Source organism: Hymenobacter jejuensis (assembly GCF_006337165.1).
In the GTDB taxonomy this organism is placed as follows: Bacteria; Bacteroidota; Bacteroidia; order Cytophagales; family Hymenobacteraceae; genus Hymenobacter; species Hymenobacter jejuensis.
The window spans coordinates 1,164,826-1,187,950 of record NZ_CP040896.1; the positions used below are offsets into that span (position 1 = coordinate 1,164,826).

At 57.5% G+C, this 23,125-nt stretch carries 15 protein-coding genes; 8 read left to right on the plus strand and 7 right to left on the minus strand.

Features of this window, described 5'->3' with window-relative positions; all coding sequences use genetic code 11:
• Nucleotides 1-38 precede the first annotated feature (38 nt).
• Nucleotides 39-1,556, minus strand: coding sequence for a RagB/SusD family nutrient uptake outer membrane protein (locus FHG12_RS04605; RefSeq protein ID WP_139514608.1), 1,518 nt, complete (start codon nt 1,554-1,556; stop codon nt 39-41).
• 65 nt (nt 1,557-1,621) lie between these two features.
• Entirely contained in the window at nt 1,622-4,828 is a 3,207-nt protein-coding gene (locus tag FHG12_RS04610) for a SusC/RagA family TonB-linked outer membrane protein (protein WP_139514609.1), read from the minus strand.
• A gap of 375 nt (nt 4,829-5,203) precedes the next feature.
• Here FHG12_RS04610 and FHG12_RS04615 point away from each other — a divergent pair, with 375 nt between their 5' ends.
• Complete coding sequence (locus FHG12_RS04615) at nt 5,204-5,986, plus strand: rhamnogalacturonan acetylesterase (RefSeq protein ID WP_139514610.1); 783 nt, start codon at nt 5,204-5,206, stop codon at nt 5,984-5,986.
• Nucleotides 5,987-6,087: 101 nt separating this feature from the next.
• On the opposite strand, the gene rhaT is transcribed toward FHG12_RS04615, so the two are convergent.
• Nucleotides 6,088-7,152, minus strand: a complete 1,065-nt coding sequence (gene rhaT, locus FHG12_RS04620; protein WP_139514611.1) for an L-rhamnose/proton symporter RhaT — start codon at nt 7,150-7,152, stop codon at nt 6,088-6,090.
• Nucleotides 7,153-7,410: 258 nt separating this feature from the next.
• Here rhaT and FHG12_RS04625 point away from each other — a divergent pair, with 258 nt between their 5' ends.
• The 7 genes from FHG12_RS04625 (at nt 7,411) to FHG12_RS04655 (ending at nt 16,478) form a co-directional block, all read left to right on the plus strand.
• Nucleotides 7,411-9,519, plus strand: a complete 2,109-nt coding sequence (locus FHG12_RS04625; protein WP_139514612.1) for a bifunctional aldolase/short-chain dehydrogenase — start codon at nt 7,411-7,413, stop codon at nt 9,517-9,519.
• Nucleotides 9,520-9,850: 331 nt separating this feature from the next.
• The gene (locus FHG12_RS04630) at nt 9,851-10,861 is read left to right on the plus strand and encodes a GntR family transcriptional regulator (RefSeq protein WP_139517691.1); all 1,011 of its coding nucleotides are present in this window, start codon (nt 9,851-9,853) and stop codon (nt 10,859-10,861) included.
• A 114-nt stretch (nt 10,862-10,975) separates the two neighbouring features.
• The gene (locus FHG12_RS04635; protein ID WP_139514613.1) at nt 10,976-12,256 is read left to right on the plus strand and encodes a TIM barrel protein; all 1,281 of its coding nucleotides are present in this window, start codon (nt 10,976-10,978) and stop codon (nt 12,254-12,256) included.
• Nucleotides 12,253-13,581, plus strand: a complete 1,329-nt coding sequence (locus FHG12_RS04640; RefSeq protein WP_139514614.1) for an FGGY-family carbohydrate kinase — start codon at nt 12,253-12,255, stop codon at nt 13,579-13,581. Before FHG12_RS04635 ends, FHG12_RS04640 begins: the two co-directional genes overlap by 4 nt.
• Before the next feature lie 214 nt (nt 13,582-13,795).
• Nucleotides 13,796-14,536: a (Fe-S)-binding protein gene (locus tag FHG12_RS04645; RefSeq protein WP_139514615.1), complete on the plus strand. Its 741-nt coding sequence runs from the start codon at nt 13,796-13,798 to the stop codon at nt 14,534-14,536.
• Nucleotides 14,533-15,915, plus strand: coding sequence for a lactate utilization protein B (locus FHG12_RS04650; RefSeq protein ID WP_139514616.1), 1,383 nt, complete (start codon nt 14,533-14,535; stop codon nt 15,913-15,915). Before FHG12_RS04645 ends, FHG12_RS04650 begins: the two co-directional genes overlap by 4 nt.
• Complete coding sequence (locus FHG12_RS04655; protein WP_139514617.1) at nt 15,912-16,478, plus strand: LutC/YkgG family protein; 567 nt, start codon at nt 15,912-15,914, stop codon at nt 16,476-16,478. The genes FHG12_RS04650 and FHG12_RS04655 overlap by 4 nt, the downstream gene beginning before the upstream one ends.
• Nucleotides 16,479-16,609: 131 nt before the next feature.
• Here the strand turns inward: FHG12_RS04655 and FHG12_RS04660 are convergent, their stop codons facing one another.
• From FHG12_RS04660 to FHG12_RS04675, 4 genes are all read right to left on the minus strand, one after another.
• A complete protein-coding gene (locus tag FHG12_RS04660; RefSeq protein WP_139514618.1) occupies nt 16,610-18,022 on the minus strand; it encodes a glycoside hydrolase family 28 protein in 1,413 nt (470 codons plus the stop codon).
• 179 nt (nt 18,023-18,201) lie between these two features.
• Complete coding sequence (rhaM, locus tag FHG12_RS04665) at nt 18,202-18,516, minus strand: L-rhamnose mutarotase (RefSeq protein ID WP_139514619.1); 315 nt, start codon at nt 18,514-18,516, stop codon at nt 18,202-18,204.
• A 96-nt stretch (nt 18,517-18,612) separates the two neighbouring features.
• Entirely contained in the window at nt 18,613-20,163 is a 1,551-nt protein-coding gene (locus tag FHG12_RS04670; RefSeq protein WP_139514620.1) for a sialate O-acetylesterase, read from the minus strand.
• 49 nt (nt 20,164-20,212) lie between these two features.
• Nucleotides 20,213-23,062 carry a glycosyl hydrolase gene (locus FHG12_RS04675; protein WP_139514621.1) on the minus strand — a complete coding sequence of 950 codons (2,850 nt, stop codon included), beginning with the start codon at nt 23,060-23,062 and terminating at the stop codon, nt 20,213-20,215.
• Between the last annotated feature and the right edge of the window lie 63 nt (nt 23,063-23,125).

Genomic DNA, 23,125 nt, shown 5'->3' on the forward strand with positions numbered 1-23,125 from the left:
ATATAAATCCTTGTAATACAGAACTTTACGTCAAAGCTTTAGTAGCCAGGATTTTGTTGGTACAAGCCGCCGGAAGAAGTCAGCTCGGTTTGGGGCACCGGATAGATGATCTGGTTGGCGTCGATGTTGCGGCTCATGCGGTTGCGGGTATCTTCTTTCGGAATCCAAGCGTTGATGACGTTCAGCACCAAGCCTTCGCGCACCAAGTCGTGCCAGCGCGAACCCTCGCCGGCAAATTCGCGGCGCCGTTCTTCCATCAGCTGGGGCAGCGTCACGTTGCTGACGGTGCCGGCGAGGCCGGCGCGGGCGCGCACCTGGTTGACGATGGCATCGACTTCGGCCTGGGTACCGCCGGCCCCGTGCAGGATGCATTCGGCCTTCATCATCAGGATGTCGGTGTAGCGCAGCACAATCCAGTTGATGGGCCAGTCGCTGCGGTTAGAGCCTTTCAGGTTTTCGTTGAGGTATTTTTTCATCAGCCACCGCGTTTCCTTGAAGCCCGTGGTGCTGGTGAAGCCTTCGGCGAAGTTGAAGGTTTTGCGCACGTCGCCGGCCGGATAAGAATTCAGCAAATCATTCGCGATCGGCCGAATTTCGAGCCCCCCGGAAGGATATGGGATCTTCAGGAACGTGAAGTACGTGTCGGGCACGAGCAAGCCCGGATACGTAGCGCCCAAACCCACGCCGCCCAGGATGTACTGCACATCAAACAGCACCTCGGCGTTGTTCTCGTTGGTGTACGAGAAGATATCCGAGTACTTGGGCAGGAACGAGTACTTGCCGCTGGCGATGATTTCGTTGAGCAGCTTCAGCGCTTGCGCGTATTCGTTGCTAGCCAGCCCAGGTCCTTCGATGCCGTACGTCGGCCCCGAGCGGGTCAGGTACACGAGAGCCATCATGCCCTTGGCAGCGCCAGAAGTAGCTCGACCGACGTTGGTGCCGGTATAGGAAACCGGCAAGTTGTCGATGGCCGTTTGCAGGTCCGATAGGATGAGCTTGTACACGTCGGCCACCGGCGACCGCTGAATCTTCCCAACTTCGCTGGGCACCAGCGCATGATCTACAATAGGCACTTTGCCGAAGTAGCGCACCAAATCGAAGTAATAGAGCGCCCGCAGAAACTTGGCTTCGCCTTCGAAGCGTTTGCGCGTGGCATCGTCGACTACGCTACCGTTGGCAGCGAGCTGATCGAGCAAGGTATTGGCCCGGAAGATGCCGCTGAAATTGGAATCCCAGGCTTCGGCGATATACGGGTTGGTGGCCAGTGTGGTCTGGAAATTATTGACCGGCTCCCAGTCGCGCACGCCCGCATCCCCGACGCCGTAAATGTTGTCGGAGCGGGTTTCGGAGAGGTTGAGCTGCCGGTCGGGGAAGCCACCGTTGTCGCTTACCCGCAGCATGCTGTAGGTCGCATTGAGAGCTTGCTCAAAGTCGGCCTGCGTGGCGTAGAAGGTAGGCGTGGAGCCACTCGAAATCGGGGCTTGGTTCAGGTCTTTTTCGCACCCGGCCAGCCCGATCAGGCAGGCCGCAAGCAGGGTGAGGTATGTCTTTTTCATGGGAAAGGCAGAAGTTAGAAGCGACTTTTGAGCGAAAAAACTCAGGTTACGCTGTCAGCTTGAAACTAGAAAGTGAGGTTGAGGCCCAAGGTGAGCGTTTTGGTGAGCGGCAGCCCGCCGTAATCGACACCGATGGGGAAGCTGGCATCGCCACCGTCGGTGTTCACCGCCTCGGGGTTGAGGCCGCCCAGGTATTTGTCGTGCCCAAACCAGTTTTCGGCCGTCACGTAGATGCGGGCCCCTTGCGCAATCCGGTTATTGAGGATCAGGCCCAGGTCGTAACCCAGCGTGATATTTCTAACTCTGTAGTAATCAGACGAATACAACCAGTCGGTATTTTTGATGCGGCCAAAGCCCGAGAAGGCTTTGCCGCGCTTGCCGGCACCGGGGTCGTCGGGTGAGCGCCACCGGTCGCGGTAGAAGCCCAGGGCGTTGTCGGTGTAGCCCTGCCCCGTGCGATCGACGGCGCGGCCAAACAGCGAGTAGATGGAGCCACCCTGCTGCCCTTGCACCAACACGCTCAGGTCGAAACCCTTGAATTTGAAGGTGTTAGTAACTCCCCAGATGTAGTTCGGGTTCGGATGGCCCACAATCTGGCGGTCCTTCGCATCGATTTTGCCGTCGCCGTTGGCGTCTTGGTATTTAGGGTCGCCCACGGTTTGCGGACCGTAGAGGGCCACTTTGTTGTCGATGTCGGCTTGGCTCAGAATCCCGATTTGCTTCACCACATAAATGCTGTAGATGGGCTGGCCCACCTGCAAAATGTTGTTGGGAATGTCGAAGGCCGAAGCTACTTCAATGGGTGCGTCGGTGGGCCCCAAGTGCACAACTTTGTTGGCGTTGTGGCTCAGGTTGATCGAGGTATTCCACTGGAAGTCGCCGGTGAAATTGTGGCTGGTCAGCTCTACTTCCCAGCCGTTGTTGCGCACCTCGCCGATGTTGGTCAGTTGCGTTGCAAAACCTGAGGCATATACCACGGGCACGTTGAGCAGCAAGTCTTTGCTGGTTTTGGTGTAGTAGTCAAACGAACCCGTCAGGCGGTTTTTTAGCAAGCCGAAATCGAAGCCGACGTCAAACGTTTGCGATTTTTCCCACTTCAGGTCGGGGTTGTTGACACGGTTGGGTGCCTGGCCCGCGGCGGTAGCGCCGCCAAACGTGTAGTTATAGATGCCCAGCGTAGCAATGCTGCTGTAGTCGCCGATGCCGTTGTTGCCCGAGCGGCCCCAGCTGCCGCGCAGCTTTAGGTCGCTAAGCGGCGTGATGTCTTCCATGAAGCTCTCCTGCGACACGCGCCAGCCCACCGAAGCCGAGGGGAAAATGCCCCACTTCGTGTTGTCGCCGAAGCGCGAAGAACCGTCGCGGCGAATACTGGTCGAGAGCAGGTACTTGCTGTTGTAGGAATACTGCACGCGGCCGAAGTACGAGAGCAGCACGTTGCGCGTCTCGGTGGTGAAGTTGTTGGCCGTGCCGCTGATGTTTACAGCGCCGTTCAGCGTAGTTACGGCTTGGTTGACGAAGCCCCCCGTTGAACTGATGCGCTGGGCATCGATCTTGGAGTTGTTGTACGAATAGCCGGCCAGGGCCGAGAAGTCGTGCTTTTCGGCGAAGATCTTGTTATAGGTCAGCGTGTTTTCGTTCACAAACGTTTGCCGACGGTAGCCATTATAAGAGCCCGAGGCTTGGCGATTGCCCACGCTTCCGCTCACGAAGGCGGGCATGTAGGACTTGGTGTTGCCGTCGGTGTTGTCGATGTTGAGCGTGGTGCGGAAGGCCAAGCCCGGCAGCAGCTGGTAGTCGCCGTAGAGCGTGCCCAGGGTGCGGAAGGTTTTGGTGTCGCCGGTGGTGTTTTGCAATACCCGAATTGGGCTGTTGCGGCTCAGGCTCCAGGCATAGCTGGTGAAGTTGCCGGTGTTGGCGTCGAGGCCCGCCGCGGCTTCCTGCACCGGCGTGAAGGACACGATGTTGTGCATCAAGTTGTCCTTGCCCTCGATGCCGGGGTCTTTGGCTACGGAGTAGCTAGGCGAGATGTTGAGGCCAAACTTAAACTTGTCGTTGGCTTTCACTTCTACGTTGGCCCGCGCCGAGTAGCGCTTGTAGCCTAACCCGATCATGATGCCCCCTTGACTCAGGTAATCACCAGATACATAATAGTTTACAAAATCATTGGCACCACTAGCAGCCAACTGATAATCCTGGGTGAAACCGTTTTTGAAGGCTTCTTTTTGCCAGTCGATGTAGGTCAGGCCCGGATGGCCGGGCTGGGCCCAGCGCTCGTCAAGCATCAGGTTGGGGTTGATGGTATTCACGCCCAAAATGGCCTGCCGCTGCGCTGTGGTCTGGCTGGCTGTGCGGCCGGTTCCGGAAGCTACCCACGCGGCATTGATCATTTCAGTAGCCCGGTCGACCCACTCCTCCGCGCTGAGCATGTCGAGGTGGCGCACGGCTTGGCTCACGCCGGCGTAGGTATTGAAGGTGAGCTTGGGCTTGCCGGATTTGCCGCGCTTGGTGGTGATCAGCACCACGCCGTTGGCCGCGCGCGAACCGTAGATGGCGGCCGCCGCGGCGTCCTTCAGTACCTCGATATTTTCAATGTCGTTGGGGTTGATGTTGTCCAGCGGGCTGCCGGTGCCAAAGCGGCCGGCGGCGTTCTGGGCCGCCGCTTCCAGCGGAAAGCCATCAACCACATACAGCGGCTCATTATTGGCCGTAATCGAGCCCGAGCCGCGGACCTGCACCGAAAATCCCCGGCCGGGTGCGCCGGTTGTCTGGCGTACCTGCACGCCCGCCAATTGCCCTACCAAGGCCTGATCGACGCGGGTGATGGGCCGCTCTTGCAGCTTGCTGGCGTCGAAGCTGGCAATGGCGCCGGTTACGTCGGCGCGCTTTTGGGTACCATAGCCCACTACGACGACTTCTTCCAGCTTTTTGGTGTCTTCAGCCAGCGTGATGGTGAAAGTCTCGGGGCCGGAAAATGCTTTTTCCTGCGTGGTGTAGCCAATAAAGCTAAACACCAGTGTACCAGCCGTTTCCGGTACCGACAAAGTAAAACTACCGTCGGCGGTAGTGGTGGTGCCCTGCGTTGAGCCTTTCAGCACTACGGTTACGCCTGGCAGGCCGCTGCCCTGCGACACTACCTTGCCCGTCAGTTGCCATTGCGGCGCAGAAATAACCACCGGATGCGCCATCGCCGGCGAAAGGGCGGGGCCCGCAGTTACCAATAACGCCGCTAGCACCAGGGGCTGGCACTGCCGCCAATCGTAGCATATCTTCATGGTTTCAGGATAGGTATGTGGGGGAATGTTTGAGGCTGAGATCTTAGACACACCCAAACTATTTCATCATAAGTCCAAAACCCTCCTGTAGAGTGCTGTACCGGGCAGGCAACTGGGTTTTTCTTTCTAGTTGATTTAATGCCCTTTAACTAACGGCCGTCTCCGCTCCTTTTCAGAAGCTACGGCTGCTGGCATGGGAGCCATTGCGTGCGTAGCTGAGCGGTATTTTGCTGAAAAACCGAGGCCGAGCAGGTAGGTACCCGAAAGCCGCATGTAGCCCGCACCAGATATTGAGGCGTAAATCAACCAGTGTACGCGGACATCGACTTGGTGCCGGCAACCGTTTGGCCAAACCCACTCCCAACCTTCTATTCCATGAAAAATCGTTTTTTATTTCTCCTGCTCACCCTGGGCTTGCTGGTGGCGGCCAGTAAGCCGGCCTCCCGCCCTACTCTCTACCTCATCGGCGACTCCACGGTGCGCAACGGCAGCGGCAAAGGTGCCGACCGCATGTGGGGCTGGGGTTCGTTTTTGGCCGAGCACTTCGACACGACGCGCATTGCCGTGCGCAATCATGCCATCGGGGGGCGCAGCAGCCGCACTTTTCTCACCGAAGGCCGCTGGGATAAGATTTTGAGCCAGCTCAAGCCCGGCGACTTCGTGATGATGCAGTTCGGCCACAACGACAACGGCCCGCTCGCCGACACTGCCCGCGCCCGCGGCACCCTCAAAGGCATTGGCGAGGAAAGCGAAGAGATTTACAACCCCATCACCAAGAAGCGGGAAGTAGTGCACACCTATGGCTGGTACATGCGCAAATACGTGAAGGAAGCCAAGGCCAAAGGCGCCACGCCCATTGTGCTGTCGTTGGTGCCGCGCAACCAGTGGCAAAACGGCAAAATCATACGTGGCACCGGTAGCTACGGCACCTGGGCCGCCGACGTCGCCAAGGCCGAAAACGCTTATTTCATCGACCTGAACGAGATCGTAGCCAAGAAGTACGACGCCCTCGGCGACGAAACCAAGCTGAAAGCTACCTACTTCGTCGAAGACCACACCCACACCAACGAGGCCGGCGCCAAGCTAAACGCCGAGTCGGTGATAGAAGGGTTGCGTGGCTTAAAGAAATGCTCGCTGAACAAGTATGTAAAAAAGTAAAGCAGCCCAAAAGTTAGAAAGCCCGTTCTTCGGCTCGGTTGAGCCGAAGAACGGGCTTTCTAACTTTACCCGATAAGTTATTGACAGTCAATAACTTATAGTTATGAAGCAAGATAATTGCCGTAACCCACGATAACAGTCGACAGCACCACGGTCAGGATGCCCAGGGAAATCGTGCGCATGGTGGGGGCGTTGGCCCCGCGCCACTCGTGCAGAAACAGGCCCCACAGGCTGCTGAAGGTGATGATGAAGGCCATGTGCAGCGTCCAGCCCGAGAAGCGGTACTCGCCCATCTGGCTGTCGCCCATGCCGTAGAAGAAGAACTGAAAATACCACGTCACGCCGGCCAGGGCACAGAAAATGACGTTGCGCAGGGCCGGGGCCGACGGGTTGGCGTAATCGGAAAACGTTTTGTTTTTGAAGTTGAGGTAGATGCACCAAATCGCGTTGGTCGTCAGGCCCCCGAGCAGGATAATCACCAGGATGGCGTTGTTGACGAACAACGGATTAGTGCCCTGTTGGGCCGCCAGTTTGGCAATGGATTGCCCGGCCGTCAGGCCAAACGAGAAACAGGCGCTCATGATGCCCGAAAAGACCGCCACCAGCAATCCTTTGCGGATGTCAAACTCGGCAATGGATTCTTGTTTCTGCTCCGTAGTCAGCGATTTTTCCTTCAGCATGCCGGCAAAACCACACACCAGAATGCCCAATACGCAGACCCCGAGCCCCGCCATAATTACTTGGCCCGACGTGGTGCTCAGCAACTCCCCGAACGCCTTGGTTTCAACTAACCCCCCAAACATACCCTGCCAGATGGGCGGCACCAGCGTCCCGAACACGGCGCACAAGCCCAGCGTCACGGCCATGCCCAGCGACAAACCTAGGTAGCGCATCGCCAAGCCAAAGGTCAGGCCGCCGAAGCCCCAGAGGATGCCCCAGAAATACGTCCAGAGCAGCGTTTCGGTAGAAGCCTGTCGTAGCACGTCGAACAGGTGCGGCACCGTCAGGTAGCCAAGCACCAGCGGCGCCACCAGCCACGAAAACAGCCCACCAATCAGCCAGTAACTTTCCCAGGCCCAGCCGTTTACCTTTTTGTAAGGCAAATAGAAACTACCCGAGGCAAAGCCGCCGAGCGCATGAAGCAATACACCAAGCAAAATATTCATAGGGAGTGGGGTTTTAGCCAAATCTGCTGAGTTTGAGCAACCAAACCCTCCTGCTCTCTCCTGAAAATCGGGAAAACGGAAGACCAGACTCCTCATGCCGGTTGTGGTCGGCTCGAATTACGAATTTTTTCGGGCTTGAGCAGGAGAGTGCAGGAGGTTTAATAGCCATACAAGCAGCGTAATTTGTTGAAAAGCATCGCATAACCTATCCGGCACTTTTCCGGCTTCAACTCGCCGGAGACAAACAGCAGCAAACAGATGGATAAAACGCTCACCTTCCAGCACGTCAGTTATTTGTGGGATGAAGCCAAAGCCGCCGAACTGGCCGGCGACGAGGTGGCCCTCTTCATTTACCGCTCCAACCTGCTGGGCGCCGACCTGCGCCTGACCAATTACGCGGGCGGCAACACCTCCTGCAAAGTGGCCGAAACCGATCCCGTTTCGGGCCAGCCCGTGGAGGTGATGTGGGTGAAGGGCTCGGGCGGCGACATTGGCACGCTGACGAAAGCCGGCTGCGCTACGCTCTACGTCGAGAAGCTGCACCAACTCAAGCACCGCTACCGCGGCCTGCAGTTCGAAGACGAGATGGTGGCCCTGTTCAACCACTGCCTGTTCGATCCGAAGAGCGCGGCGCCCTCGATTGATACGCCCCTGCACGGGCTCTTGCCCTTCAAGCACATCGACCACCTGCACCCGGACGCGCTGATCGCCATTGCGGCTAGCAAAGATGGCGAGCAGATCATGCACGAGATCTGGGGCGACACCATGGGCTGGCTGCCTTGGCAGCGCCCTGGCTTCGATTTGGGTCTGCAGCTGGAAAAGATCGTGCAGGACAACCCACACCTGCGCGGCGTCATCCTGGGGGGCCACGGCCTGTTTACCTGGGGCGAGACCAGCTACGAATCGTACCTGAACACGCTGGAAGTCATTGAGCAGGCCGCTACGTACCTGGAAGCCCACTATGGCAAAACCAAGCCCGTGTTTGGCGGCGTACAACTGACCAATACCCCCGACGACACCACCCGCCGCCAGCAGGCCGCGCGCCTGATGCCGACCTTACGCGGGCTGGCCTCGCAGCAGCGCCGCATGGTAGGCCACTACACCGACGACGCCCGCGTGCTGGAGTTCGTCAACTCCAACGACTTGCCGCGCCTGGCCCGCCTGGGCACTTCTTGCCCCGACCACTTCCTGCGCACCAAGATCCGGCCGCTGGTACTCGACCCCGCCCAAGTGCAGGGCGACGCCGCCCGCGTAAAAACCTATTTGGAAGGCCAATTTGAGGCCTACCGCCAGGACTATGCCGCGTATTACGAGCGCAGCAAGCACCCGAACTCCCCGGCCATCCGCGATGCCAACCCGGTCATCATTTTACTACCCGGCGTGGGCATGTTCGCCTTCGCCAAGGACAAGCAGACAGCCCGCGTGGCGGCCGAGTTCTACACCAACGCCATCAACGTGATGAAGGGCGCCGAAGCGGTCAGCACCTACCAGGGCCTGCCTGAGCAGGAGGCCTTCGACATCGAGTACTGGCTGCTGGAAGAAGCCAAGCTCCAGCGCATGGCCCCGCCCAAGTCGTTGTCCGGCAAAGTGGCCTACGTAACTGGCGGCACGGGCGGCATTGGCAAAGCCATCTGCGAGGAATTGCTGAAGCAAGGCGCCTGCGTGGTGGCCGTCGACCGCGACCGCCTCGAGGAAACCCAGGACGAGCTGCGCCAGCAATACGGCCGGGACAGCGCCCTCTCGGCCCCGATCAACGTGACGGATGCCGACAGCATTGCCGCCTCGCTGCAAGCCAGCGTGCTGCAGTTCGGCGGGGTGGACATTATCGTCAACTGTGCGGGGCTGTCGATCTCCAAGCCCCTGGCCGACACCACGCAGGCCGACTGGGACATCCTCAACGACGTGCTCGTGAAGGGCCAGTTTTTGGTCAGCCAACAGGCCGTGGAGATCCTGCGCCAGCAGGGGTTGGGCGGCGACATCGTCAACATCGCCAGCAAGAACGGGCTGGTGGCCGGCCCCAACAACGTGGCCTACGGCACGGCCAAAGCGGCACAGCTGCACATGTCGCGGCTGCTGGCCGCCGAGCTCGGCCCCGACAAGATCCGCGTCAATACCGTCAACCCCGACGCCGTGCTGCGCGGCTCCAAGATATGGGAAGGCGCCTGGGCGCAGGGCCGGGCCAAGGCCTACGGCATTTCGGTCGAGGAGCTGCCCCAGCACTACGCCAAGCGCACGCTGCTGGGCGAAGAGCTGCTGGCCGAGGACATCGCCAAAGCCGTGCGCGTGTTCGTGGATGGCTCGTTGAGCAAATCCACCGGCAACGTGCTCAACGTCGACGGCGGCGTCGCCATGGCTTTTGTCCGGTAAGACACTCAGTATCTAGCTTCTAACAAAGCCGGATCAGCTTGTTGCTGGTCCGGCTTTTTCATGGTCGTCGCCCTCTCTTCAACAAGATTCCGCCTTCCGGCAACGTTCCCGACAACGATTGCATAGAAAAGCACCCTATTTTTTCTTGTTGTCCTTATATATCCGTAGTTTTTGTAGCCTTTTGGGCAGTTGCTTCCTTCCCCGCAACCTGCTTCACTCGATCTTTTTCTACTAAATCCCATCCGCGATGCCTGCCAGATCTGCTTACTTCGACCGCGACCGTCATCACGGCGGTGGCTCCATAGATATCTACCGCGCCGAACCTACAGGCATGTATCAACTGCAATTCAAACCGTTCGATAAGACCCCCAAATACAAGCAAATTGTGCAATCGGTGGTGGCGGATATTGAGCGCGGACTTCTCAAAAAAGGCGATCAGCTACCCAGCATCAGCGAGCTGAGTGTGGAGTATTACTTGGCGCGCGACACCGTCGAGAAGGCGTATCGAGAGCTGCGCGAGCGCGGATTCATTACGTCGGTGCAGGGCAAAGGCTACTACGTACAGGCCAACGACGCGACCAAAATCAAGATCTTATTGATATTCAATAAGTTAAGCTCCTACAAGAAAATCATCTACTACGCTTTTCTGCAAGCCCTCGGCGATCAGGCACAGGTCGATTTGCAGATTCACCACTACAGCGCCCACTTGTTCCAGGAGATCATGGAAAAGAACCTAGGCAAGTACAACTACTACGTGGTGATGCCGCACTTTGCGCAGGACCTCGACAAGGCCGATTACAAAAGCATTCTGAACCAGATTCCGGCCGGCCAACTGATCCTGCTCGATAAAGATATCCCAGACCTCAAGCACGATTGCCTGAGCGTATTTCAGGATTTCGACAAAGATATTTTCGGGGCTCTGGAAACGGCTCAGGATCTGCTGGTTAAGTACGATCGCATGGTGCTCATCCTGCCCAGCGACGGCAACTATCCCATGGAGATTGCCTGGGGCTTCCGCACGTTCTGCATCAATTACCACAAAGAGTTTGCGGTGAAGGAAAATGCCATCGACGAGGTATTGCAAGCCGGCACGGCCTACGTGGTGGTGCGCGAAACTGACTTGGCGGAGCTGGTGAAAAAGGTACGCCAAACCAGCTACTTATTAGGTCGCGAAATCGGCATCATGACTTTCAACGAAACGCCCCTCAAAGAGCTGCTCGGTATGACCGTTATCACCACGGACTTCGAGAATATGGGCCGCACCGCAGCCGAACTATTACTCGAAAAACAGCGCGTGAAAGTCAAAAATCCCTTCAGCCTGATTCGGCGGGGCTCTTTGTAATACCCTGCGACTCATTTGATTTAAAAAGCACGTAGGCAGGAGAGTTCAGAAGAGTTTCGGCGGGTAAGGCTGCTAATTTGGTTATCATAATCCCACTGCCTAACTCCTGCTCGAATGATACCTGAACAGCGAATCCACGACCTCAACGAAGCCGGCCTGGCCGACCACGAATTTCGGCTCCGCTACCTAACCGACTTGCTGAGCCGCCGCACCTTGGATGTGCAAGGAGTAATTCAACAACTCGTTGATTTTCAAGTTGCTATTCCTAGCTGGGCGTTGGGCACCGGAGGTACGCGTTTTGGGCGCTACCCGCTGGGCGGCGAGCCTCGCTGTCTCGAAGAGAAGATCGAAGATGTGGGGTTGCTCAACCAGCTCAATGGCTCTTCGAACTCGATTTCGCTGCACATTCCGTGGGATATTCCGCGCGACATTCCGGCGCTGCAACAACTGCTGCAAGAGCAAAAGCTGGTCATTGACTCGGTCAATTCCAACACCTTTCAGGACCAAAAAGACCAGCACTACTCCTATAAGTTTGGGTCGCTGTCGCACACCGACCAGGCCGTGCGGCAACAAGCCATCGAGCACAATCTGGAGTGCATCCGGCACGGAGAGGCTTTGGGCGCCAAAACGCTAACTGTTTGGTTAGCAGATGGTTCCAACTTTCCGGGTCAGCAGCATTTGCGCCGGGCCTACCTGCGCACCGCCGACTCGCTGGCGTCCATCTACGAAGGAATGCCTTCCGACTGGACGATGCTCATTGAGTATAAGCCCTACGAGCCGCATTTCTACTCGATGGTGATTCCGGATTGGGGTACCTCCTACTCGCTGTGCCAGCAACTGGGCAAACAAGCGCAGGTATTGGTCGACTTGGGCCACCATTTGCCCAACACCAACATCGAGCAGATTGTGGGCCGCTTGCTGCAATTTGGCCGCTTGGGCGGTTTCCACTTCAACGGCTCGATGTACGGCGACGACGACCTCACGACCGGCAGCATCAAGCCGTACCAACTCTTCCTGATTTTCAACGAATTGGTGGACGGCGCCCGCGACCAAGCCGTTACCAACGCCGCCGTGGCTTATATGATCGACGCCAGCCACAACACCAAAGATCCGTTGGAGGACCTGCTGCAATCGATTCAAAACATCCTGACTTCCTACGCCAAAGCCCTGCTCGTCGACCGCGAAGCTTTGCAGGAAGCCCAGGAAAACAACGACGTGGTGCGGGCCGAGGAGCTGCTGCGCGACGCCTTCCAGACCGATGTGCGGCCGTTGGTGGCCGAAGCCTACCGCCACAGCGGCGGCGTACTTGACCCCATTGCCGCCTATCGCGCCGAAGGCATCCGGGAGAAGCTCATTCAGCAGCGCGGCAAGCTTAGCCTCTCCACTGGCTTATGAAAAAGTCCATCTACGCTGTATTCGACGTTGGCAAGACCAACAAGAAAGTCATCCTGTTCGACGAGGATCGGCAGATTATCGACGAGCACCAGCAGGTCTGCATCGAAACCGTTGACGACGACGGGTTTGCCTGCGAAACCCTTTCGCGCCTGACCCAGTGGGTGCAGGATCGCTGGAAGGCCCTGCGTCATAATCCGCACTACCACCTGAAGGGGGTGAACTTCACATCGTATGGTGCCAGTTTTGTGCATTTGGGCGCAAATGGTCAGCCGGTGCTGCCGCTGTACAACTACCTCAAGCCGCTGCCCTCGGAATATGCGGCTCGGTTTTACTTTGACTTGGAGCAAGACCCACAAGAGTTTGCCGCCGACACCTGCTCCCCGCAGATGGGCATGCTCAATTCGGGCCTGCAACTCTATTGGCTGAAGTATGCCAAGCCGGAGCAGTACGCCCGCATTCGCACGTCGCTTCACTTGCCGCAGTACTTATCGTATATCATTACAGGTGAGGCATTTAGCGATTACACCTCTTTGGGTTGCCACACCGGTCTGTGGGATTTTACCCGTGGGCGCTACCACGATTGGGTGCTGCGCGAGGGCGTGGATGATAAGCTGGCCCCACTAACCAAGGACTCAATTGCTTCGGTGGTCGATGGCATTTTGGTGGGCGTGGGCCTGCACGATAGCTCGGCGGCGGTGCTGCCGTATCTGCAACAGCACGAAGAGCCTTTTTTGCTGATTTCGACGGGCACTTGGGCTATTACGCTTAACCCCTTCAACCGCCAGCCGCTCACCACGGAATTGCTCCGGCGCGATTGCCTAAGTTTTTTGTCGCCGAAAGGGGAAATGACCAAAGCTTCGCGCGTTTTCTTCGGCCGCGAGCACGATTTTCAGGTCCAGCGCATTGCGCATCACTTTCACGTCAAGCCCGATTTTTACCACTCGCTGGTGCAGGTGCGCCCGCCCGACGAGCTTTCCAGTGCTTTCAAGCCATGGTGTATGCACGGCACCGGTCCGTTCCCAGAGCAACCGGCGCAGGAGTGGGATTTGACGGTGTTCGGTACGGCCGTGGAGGCATATCAGCACCTCATGCAGGGGTTGATGAGCATTCTGAAAGAATCGATTAGCCTGGTGCGGCAGAACGAGAGAATGATTTACGTCGACGGCGGCTTTGCGCGCAACCCATTGTTTATGCAAACGCTCGCTTGCCAATTTCCGGACGCCAAAATCCGCACATTGGAAGTGCCCCAAGCCACTGCCCTCGGTGCTCTGATTCACTTAGAGCAAGGCGAGGCGCTGAAGAAAACGCAACTGCTGTTTTCGTGAGCTAAGCTCTCAGAAAACAGCGCTGTCTCCCTTTCTTAAATGTCATGCTGAGCTTGCCGAAGCATCTCTACCGCTTCACCTGATTGGTTCGGTAAGATACTTCGGCAAGCTCAGCATGACCGACGTAAGGTTTAGTCTTCTTTCCTAGTATTCTTACTAGAACGCCTCTCCCGGCGCTGAGGCCCCTGAAGGCTTGAAGCCTCATTAACACATTATGAAAGTAGCCTTATTCGTCCCGTGTTACGTGGACCAATTTTACCCGCAGGTCGGCGTAGCGTCGCTGCAGCTGCTGGAGAAACTAGGCGTAAAAGCTGATTTTCCGATGCAGCAAACCTGCTGCGGCCAACCGATGGCCAACAGTGGGTGCGAACGCGACGCGGTTCCGGTGTACCAGCATTTCGTCAAGACGTTTCGCGATTACGACTACGTAGTAGCGCCGGCGGGCAGCTGCGTGTACCACGTCCGGAAGCACTTCGACATCATCGACCAAACCACAGAGGTTCAGCACGTTCGCACAAACACGCTGGAGTTAGTGGATTTCATCACCACCGTACTCGGCGTGACCGAAATTCCGGGCTCGTTTCCGCACAAAGTGGGTTTGCACCTAAGCTGCCACGGTCAGCGGGGCCTGCACCAGGCCAACGAATCGGAAATAACGCCGGTGCGCGATGGGCAGCTTCGGCGGCTTTTGTCGTCGCTGCAAGGCATTGAGCTAACGGAGCTGGACCGCAACGACGAATGCTGTGGCTTCGGCGGCACGTTCTGCGTGGCCGAAGAAGCCGTTTCGGCCCGCATGGGCCAGGACCGGGTGCAGGACCACGTACGCAACGGCACCCAGGTACTCACCGGCGGCGACATGTCGTGCCTGATGCACTTGGAAGGCATTGTGCGCCGCCGCCAGCTCGGCATCAAGGTGATGCACGCCGCCGAATTACTTAATGGAAACCCTGTATGAACCATAGCCATCCTGAGTTGGCGGAGCAATTCGTCAAGGACGCGGAGCGCACCACCTGGCACGACGAAACCCTGTGGTTTGTGCGCCAAAAGCGCGACCGCTCGATCTATGCCATTCCCGAATTTCAGGAGTTGCGCGAGTTGGCTTCTCAGATTAAAAACCACACGCTCAGCCGCTTACACACCTACCTGACGCAGTTTGAAGAAGCGGCCCGCGCCAATGGCGTGCAAGTACATTGGGCCGCCAACGCCGAAGAACACAACGCCATTGTGCTGAACATTCTGCGGAAGCACGGGGCAGAACGCATCGTCAAAAGCAAGTCGATGCTGACGGAAGAATGCCACCTGAACCCGTATTTGCTACAGCATGGTATTCAGGTAGTTGACACCGACCTAGGCGAACGCATTATTCAGTTTCGCAACGAGCCGCCCAGCCACGTGGTGCTACCGGCTATCCACCTGAAAAAAGAAGATGTGGGCGAAACATTTCACCTGCATCTGGGCACTCTCAAAGGCGAAAAAGATCCGCAAACCCTCACCGAAGCAGCCCGCCTGCACCTGCGCACCAAGTTCGTGTCGGGACAAGTAGCCATTTCGGGCGTCAACTTTGCCGTGGCCGAAACAGGCAGTGTGGTAGTGTGCACCAACGAAGGCAACGCCGACTTGGGTGTGACGCTCGCCAAAGTGCACATCGCCTGCATGGGCATCGAGAAGCTCATTCCGCGCCTCACAGATTTGGGCGTGTTTACGCGCCTGCTGGCCCGCAGCGCTACCGGCCAGCCGGTGACTACCTACACCTCGCACTACACCAAGCCAGGGCCGGGCAAGGAGATGCACATTGTCATCGTCGACAATGGGCGCACCAAGCAACTCGGCCGCCCCGACTTTCGGGCGTCGCTGAAGTGCATTCGCTGCGGTGCCTGCATGAATACCTGCCCCGTGTACCGGCGCAGCGGCGGCCACAGCTACGACTTCACGATTCCGGGGCCGATCGGCGCGATTCTGTCGCCGAACATCGACATGCACAAACACAAGTCGCTGCCTTTTGCCTCGACGCTATGTGGCTCATGCACAGATGTTTGCCCCGTCAAGATTGACATTCACACCCAGCTCTATAAGTGGCGCCAAGTCATTGGGGAGAATAACGAATTGCCGGCCTCCAAAAAGTGGAGCATGAAGCTCCTGAGTCGCGTGTTGTCGAGCCCCGGCGTGTACGGCTGGGGCGGCAAGGTAGCGCGTGAATCGCTGCGGTTGTTGCCGCACGGCTTTACGCACGCCAAAGCTTTGAACCCGTGGGCCAAAGCCCGCGAAATGCCCGCGCCGCCCAAGCAAAGCTTTCGCGAATGGTATGAGCAGCAAAACTCCAACGGCAAGGCATGAGCACGTCCCGCGAAAGCATTTTAGCAGCCGTTCGGGCCAATCAGCCCGAGGAAGTTCCGCTACCCACGGTGCCCATATACAGCGGCGAAGCCTCCTTAGAGCGCTTCACGGAAGTGCTCCGCAGCATTGGCGGAGAAGTAGTCCAGGTTGCCGGCCCGGAACACTTAGAATCCGCTCTTTTGCAGCTGTTTCCAGCTACCTACCAATGCGCTTCCACGTTGGTGAAGGCCACCGTAGCGGTTGACACGCAAACGCCCACCGACATACTCGAAGCCGTTGACTTGGCCGTGTTGCAAGGAGAAATTGGCGTGGCGGAAAATGGCGCTATCTGGCTGCCCGAGCAAAACATGCTGAACCGGGCGCTGCCCTTCATCACGCAGCATTTGGTACTGGTGCTGGACCAGCGCAACCTTGTGGCTACCATGCACGAGGCGTATGCGCAGCTTCCATCGGCAGGTGGTTACGGCGTTTTCGTCGCGGGCCCTTCCAAAACAGCTGATATTGAGCAGTCCCTAGTCATCGGCGCCCACGGCGCACGCAGTTTGGTGGTATTGGTTTATTAGAGTTAGTACTAGTTCCCCTCCTCAGCTGAGGAGGGGAACTAGTACTAACTCTAGCCATTTTACTTCGAACAAAAAAGAAGCTGCTTCAATAGTGAAGCAGCTTCTCCGCATTTTAGCAAAGTCCCCACCCGCTAAAAAGTCATGTTGGAGCTGTTTTGCACGGCCACCGGTTCGCGGTTTTCGGGCTTTACGTCCACGTTTTTCATCGTCCAGTCTTTGGCGTAGTTGATGCCGCCTGCTTTGCTGGCCGTAATGTCTAGGTCTTCGAAGTGAAAATTCTCCAGAGAAGAGTTGGGTAATCCTTCGGCGATGATGGCTTGTTTGGCGTTGGTCACCTTCAAGCGAGCCACTTTCACGTCGCGGTAATGCGGCAGTCCACGCGCGGGCTCTACCTTCATCAGCATCGTTTTCCAGTGCGCCGGAATGGTTTCGGGGGTGTAGCCGGCGGGCAGCGTGGAGTAGCTGTAGCTCGGGTTCCAGTTCATGCCGATCTCAACGGCAGTCCCAACGCCTTCCATCTGCACGTCCTCGAAGGTGATGTCTTCGACAGTGCCGCCACGCGTAAGCGCCGATTTGATGCGGAGGCCCGCAGACGTGCCTTTGGCCTTCAGATTGTGCGCCCACACGTGGCGAATGCCGCCCGAGGTTTCGCTGCCGCAGGTAAGCAAGCCACCACCAGCCCCGGCGATGCAGTCGCGAATAACGATGTACTCCGTGGGGCGATTTACGCGCAGACCATCATAATCGCGGCCCGATTTCAGGCAGAAATTGTCGTCGTTGCAGTCGATATCGCAGTTTTGTACCAGCACGTAGCCGCTCGAATCAATGTCGATGCCGTCGGTGCTGGGACCGTGGCCGCCGATGTTGTTGCGGATGACCAAACCATCGGCCGTAACGTTTTTGGAGTACAGAATGTGCACCGTCCAGAAGCCTGCGCGCTGGAGCGTAACGCCTTTTAGAGTAACATTTGAGGAGTTGGCAACGAGCAGTGTGCGCGGGCGTTTGGCGTCGTAATCGACAATCCAGCGCAGACCCTTCTTCTCGTAGTCTTTCCGCAAGGCCCAGTAACTGTCCCAAAAAACCTTGCCTTGGCCATCGATGGTGCCTTGGCCGGTGACAGCCACGTTTTCCTGGTCCAGAATATTGATCAGGGCGGCGGGCCACGGCATCTCAATGCCGGCTACGCGGGTCGGGATCTCGGGGTAATCCTTAATATCCTGACTACCAATCAGTTCTACGCCTTTATCCACTTGTAGCGTAACCCCTTTTTTCAGGAAGATGGAGCCAGTGAGGTAGCGTCCGGGAGCCAGCGTTACGATACCACCTTTTTTGGCGGCCGCATCAATAGCAGCCTGTAAAGCTTTGGTATTGAGCGTCGTACCGTCGCCTTTGGCGCCATACTTAGCCGCAGCGAACGTGGTTTTGCCCGTTGGGAAAGCCATCGCGCCTGCTTGCTTCACCCATTCCGGCGCATCAGCAGCCGGTCGGAACGCCAAGGTTGCCCACAGCGCGAATAAAGAGAGCAGAGAAAGCAGCAATTTCATACGAGGCATCGCTTGCAGGAAAGGAGCAGCCCGTGCGATTCCGGTTGCCGGAAAAGGACACTGGGACGGTATACAAACTTGCTTTCTCTCAAGCGCAAGACCCTCCCGTACCCTCCTGCTATTGAGCTTTATATCGAGCTCAACAGAAATACGGATCGCTTTTCGATCCGGCGGGTATTTCAATCCGCGTGAAAGACGCGCTCCAGGTTCACTACCACGGGTGAGTTGTCAGGGTTCGTTTCCATCAGATCGGCCATGTACGCCCACCATTTTTGCATGATCGGCAACGCTGGCAAGCTGTCGGCTAAGTGGCCCTCGGTGCGCTTCTGTACCGCAAACAGCGTTCCGCTGGCGCGGTCGAGGTAAATGGAATAGTCGCGGATGCCGGCGTTGTGCAGCACCTGCGACAGCTCCGGCCAGATTTCATCGTGCCGACGCTTGTACTCGGCTTCCACACCGGGTTTGAGTTTCATGGTGAAAGCGATCTCTTCCATATTTACAAGTAGTTGATTGTCAATTATTTATAAAATCAATTTCCTTCCTCAGCTGAAGAAGGAAATTGATCTAAGTTTTCTGGCAGGGGCTCTGCGCTATAATTTCCCTTGCGTCGAAGTCCGCCATTTGTCCGTGCGGAAAGGCGTGGCAGGGAGGCCGGCGGCGTTGAAGAAGTTGGGTTTGGGCACTTCGCGCCACGCAAAGCGGACGGCTACTGGCTGCTTCACTTGGTCACTCCAGACCACCACCGATTTTCCTTCAATTTTGGCCTGCGCGGGCACAAATACGCTGTCGGGACCGGCGATGGCAAACTGCCGCAGCGGGCCGCCTTGGGCTACCAAGCCCCCGTCAACGTACTCGAAGTTGAGGCGCACTTTGCCGTTTTCCACTTTCATGTCGTGGTAAATCGGCCCGGAATAGACGAGGTTTTTCGAGCCGTATTCTTTCGCCAAGGCCCACAGCGCGAGCCGGTGCCCGACTACTTCCTTATTGCGCGGGTGAATGTCCAGCGAATCGCCCCAATCGGTGATCACGGCCATGCCGGTGCGCGGCACCGTCTGCATGGTCAGGAGTTGCGCCTCACGCAATTCGGGGTTGCCGGTGCGGTGCGGCGCGATCTGTACAAAGTAGAACGGCAGGTCGGGCTGCTTCCAATCGGCGCGCCAGCTCGCAATCATGGCCGGGAACAGCTTGCGATACTGATAGGCCCGATCGACGTTGCTCTCGCCCTGGTACCAGATCACGCCTTTTAGCGTGTACGGCACCAGCGGGTGGATCATGGCGTTGTAGAGCTTGTAGGGCGACTTGTTGCTGGTCGGTCCGACGGGCTCGCGCGGTGGCATGCGCGGCGTGTTGGGGTTGGCGGCTTTCTCTTGTTGATATGCAGCAAGCTGCGCCTTGTAGGTTTCGCGGTCTTGCTCAATCGTCGTCAGCCCGCGTTCGTAGCGGGCCAGAATAGGCTGCAAATCAGGGTCTTGCTCGAGCACCTCTTTGCGCGTCCACGACTCGGCGGGCGTGCCGCCCCACGACGAATGGATCAACCCAATCGGGAAGTGGGTCTTCTCCTGCACTTCTTTGGCGAAGAAATACGCGACCGCCGAAAAGTCGCCCACCGTCTGGGGGCTGCATGCCACCCAATTGCCCTGCACATCGCTCTGGGGTGTGTCGCCCGTCTTTGTCTGCACCGTAAACATGCGGATGGTCGGGTAATTCGCCTTCGGGATTACCTCCTCCGCGTTGATGATGCCCGTGTACGAGCCGCTGTTGGGCCGCTTCGTCACCGGAAACGCCATGTTCGACTGCCCTGAGCAGAGCCACACTTCCCCTAGCAATACATTGCTGATTTTCAGTGTGTTCTTACCCTGAATGGTCAGTGTGTACGGACCACCCGCTTTGGTTGTGGGCACGCGCACGAGCCAGTTGCCCTGCGCATCGGCGACCGCTTTCACCGGAGTCTTGGCCCAACTCGCACTCACTGTAATCGCCTCACCCGGATCGGCCCACCCCCAAAGTGCCGCGTTGGCTTTTTGCTGCAACACCATGTTGTCGGTGATGAGCGCGGGCAAGGTAACGTTGGCGAAAGCCGCAGTTGTTGAGGCCAATATACTGGCCGTCAACAAGATGCGTAAAGAAGTCATTTGCTTCATGCAGCAGCGAAAAAGCTTGTCAGGGTTTCGTTTCAGAACAAATAGGGCCTTACTGTACTTGCGCACCCGTAGTGGCCGGGGTCAGGGTAACGGGCCCAATCAGGCCAGATTCGCGCGGGGCCCATTTCTCGGCGGTAAATACGCCATTGGCATCGCGATTTTCGGGAAGGCGGGCGGCAATATTCACGTTGTAGAACTTCTTCCACTCGACGTGATTCTTGTCCATGTCGGCAATACGGTTGGCCATGGCATTGGACACGCTCACGGTTAGCGTATTGGTCGCCTTAAGTTGGCTCTTCGGGATAAATACCTGATAGACAGGGCCAATCAGCGTCCCAACATCTTGGCCATTTACCTGCACCCGAGCACTTTCGGCTACTTTCCCAAGGTTCAGAATCCAGCCTTCGCCCGAGCCGGTCGGCATGGGGAACGACGTGGTATACGTGGCCGTGCCGGAGAACTTCTTCACCGCGTCGCCGCTCAAATTGGTCCAGGAGCCGAGTTCTTTGGTCTGCACTTTGGCGGGCAATTCGGGGCCCCCTTTCACGAAATTGATGTCCCAGGTGCCCGTCACGGGTTGCGGAGTTCCGGCCGTTTTTAGGTACGCGTAAGCCGGGCCTGTTACGGCTGCTTCGTTGGTTTCCAGGATGCACGATTCGCCCGGCGCGAGTTGCAGGTATACTTCCGGCGTGCTGCCCGCGTTGCGCACCGAAGCCATACCGGACTTCTCGGTCATGGGGTTGTAAAGCGCCACCGATTTGGCGGGGGTTTGAAGCTTCACCCAGCCTTCTACCGCCTTCTCCCCGTGGTTAGCGAGGAAATAATAATGGCCTTTGGCGTGACTGCGGCGCACATACTGCACTCCCTGATCGACCATTGCTTCGCGCTTCACACCGGCGGCAGCTAGCAACTGATCCACGTCTTTGCCCACCAAGATTTTGCCTTTGCCAATGGCCGCTTTTTGCACGCCCTTACCGGCGTCCGCAAACTTCAGCTGGCCCAGCAGCTTCTTCAGCGTGGCCCGGCGGGCGTCGAGGTTGCCGAGGCCGGGCACGTCAGTAGGCAACTGATTTTGCACCACAATGGTCGCGCCGTTTTGGGCCAGCGTGAGCACGCGCTCTAGCGTAGGCAGCGGCACAAGGCGCGCATCGGGCAGCAATACCGTTTGGTAAGTTACGCCGCCAGTGTGCAGGGCCGCGCCGGCACCCGTGACACGTTGCAGCTGCTTATCCGAGATAAAGTCGAAGCCGTAGCCCTTTTTCAGCAACGCTTCGGTGGTATTTTCCACGGGCATTCCCTTGAAGCCGTGCTCGATGCCATCGTAGTGTTGCAAGAGCACCTTGCCGCTGGGGTTGGAAAAGGAATCGTAGATGGGCAGATATACCAGCACATCGTTGTTGGGCTTTCCTTCTTGTAGAAATGACTGACAGTGAGCCACATACGTATTCAGCTTCCCAAAATCCGTCCAGAAGGTGTTGTTGGGATTGAAGTGCACAGCCGCGTAAAACAGCCAGCCTGGCCAAGCAGCCGCCTGCGGCGAATAGTTGGTGCCGTGGTAAAACGTATGGTTGACGCCGCCCAGCAGGTAGCGATCCATCGCCACTTTGATATCGCTGAGCTTGGACAAGAAATGCTCGTTTTCCCACGTCGCCGACTCCGACGAAGCCAGCTTTTTGCCCGTGACGTTGGCCGCCGAAGAAGCGAATTTGATGCGCAGCAAATCGGTGCCTTCCGTCTCGGGAATGTCCGTAACCGCGTACAGATCAAGGATATTGGCCGGCGAACCATGGGCCTGATTGCGGATCAGCGCACCTTGGGTTTTGGCCCAGTCACTCCAGGTTTGGGTGTAGTTTTCAAGCAGCAATTCCGAGATGGTTTCGCGGTAATCGCAGAGCACGCGGCGGTTGCGGTCGTCGGTGTCTTTGCCAAATAAGGCCGGCAAATACTTGTGCAGGTCGTAGCCGCGTCGCTTCTGGAACTCCGCGAACATTTGGGGCGTCCAGTTCGACTCGCCCTGCGCGTCGTCTACTTCGTACGAGTCGTTGAAAAACGCCCGCAACGGCTTGATGTCGTGGCCCTTAAAGGCTTCGTCGAAACGCTGGAGGTAATGCTGGGTGGCGGTTTTGGAGAAGTGGTCGATCACGTCGCCTTCCCCGCCGGGGCCAGCGCGCTCCACTTGCTTGCCGTGCCAGCCCTGAAACAGCGCGTACAGCGTCCAGTTGCCGGCCGGGGCCGTCCAGTTCAGTTTGCCCTGCGCATCGACTTTGCTGGTCAAATCCACCGTTTCGCCCTTGTCGGAATATGCCATGAGCGTTTGGAGCGGCAACGGCTTCTCAAACCGCACCTGATCGAGCGCCAGCGACTGCAAATCCTTGTTTTTGGCCACCGGATCTACCAGCGTCTTGATATCGACCTGGTGATTGATAGCCCGCACGATGGGTTTCTGCATGAAGGTCACAGCCTCTTTCAGTTGCTCGCCGCCCTTCACCGAGTAGGTTTGGTAGGTCACGTACTTGCAGGCGTCAGTTGGCGTTACCCACGGCCCGCCAAACGGCCAGCCCGACGCCTGTGCCATGTCCACGCCCATGCCCAAACGGCCGGCCTCGGTGAGCGTGTGTGAGAGCATGTCCATCCACTTCGGCGATAGAAAATCAATGAATTGACTTTCAGCCCCGTGCACACCATAAATCGTCGTGATTTCCACGCCGCCCAGCCCGGCTTTCTGGTATTGTTCCAGCAGGTTGGTGAGGTCCTTGGGGTTTACGGCGCTTCCCTCCCACCACCAGCGCGTCCAGGGTTTGGTTTGCTGCGTGATGGCCGGCCATTTTGGTGCCTGCGCCCAGGTTTGGGCAGTGGCAAGGCTTAACAAAAGGGAAAGGGCGAAAGTGGATTTTTTCATAGTTCAGAGAGGCGTTCAGTATTCGTGGAGGAACTAGCGTTGGAGCTAGAAGACTAGTTCCCC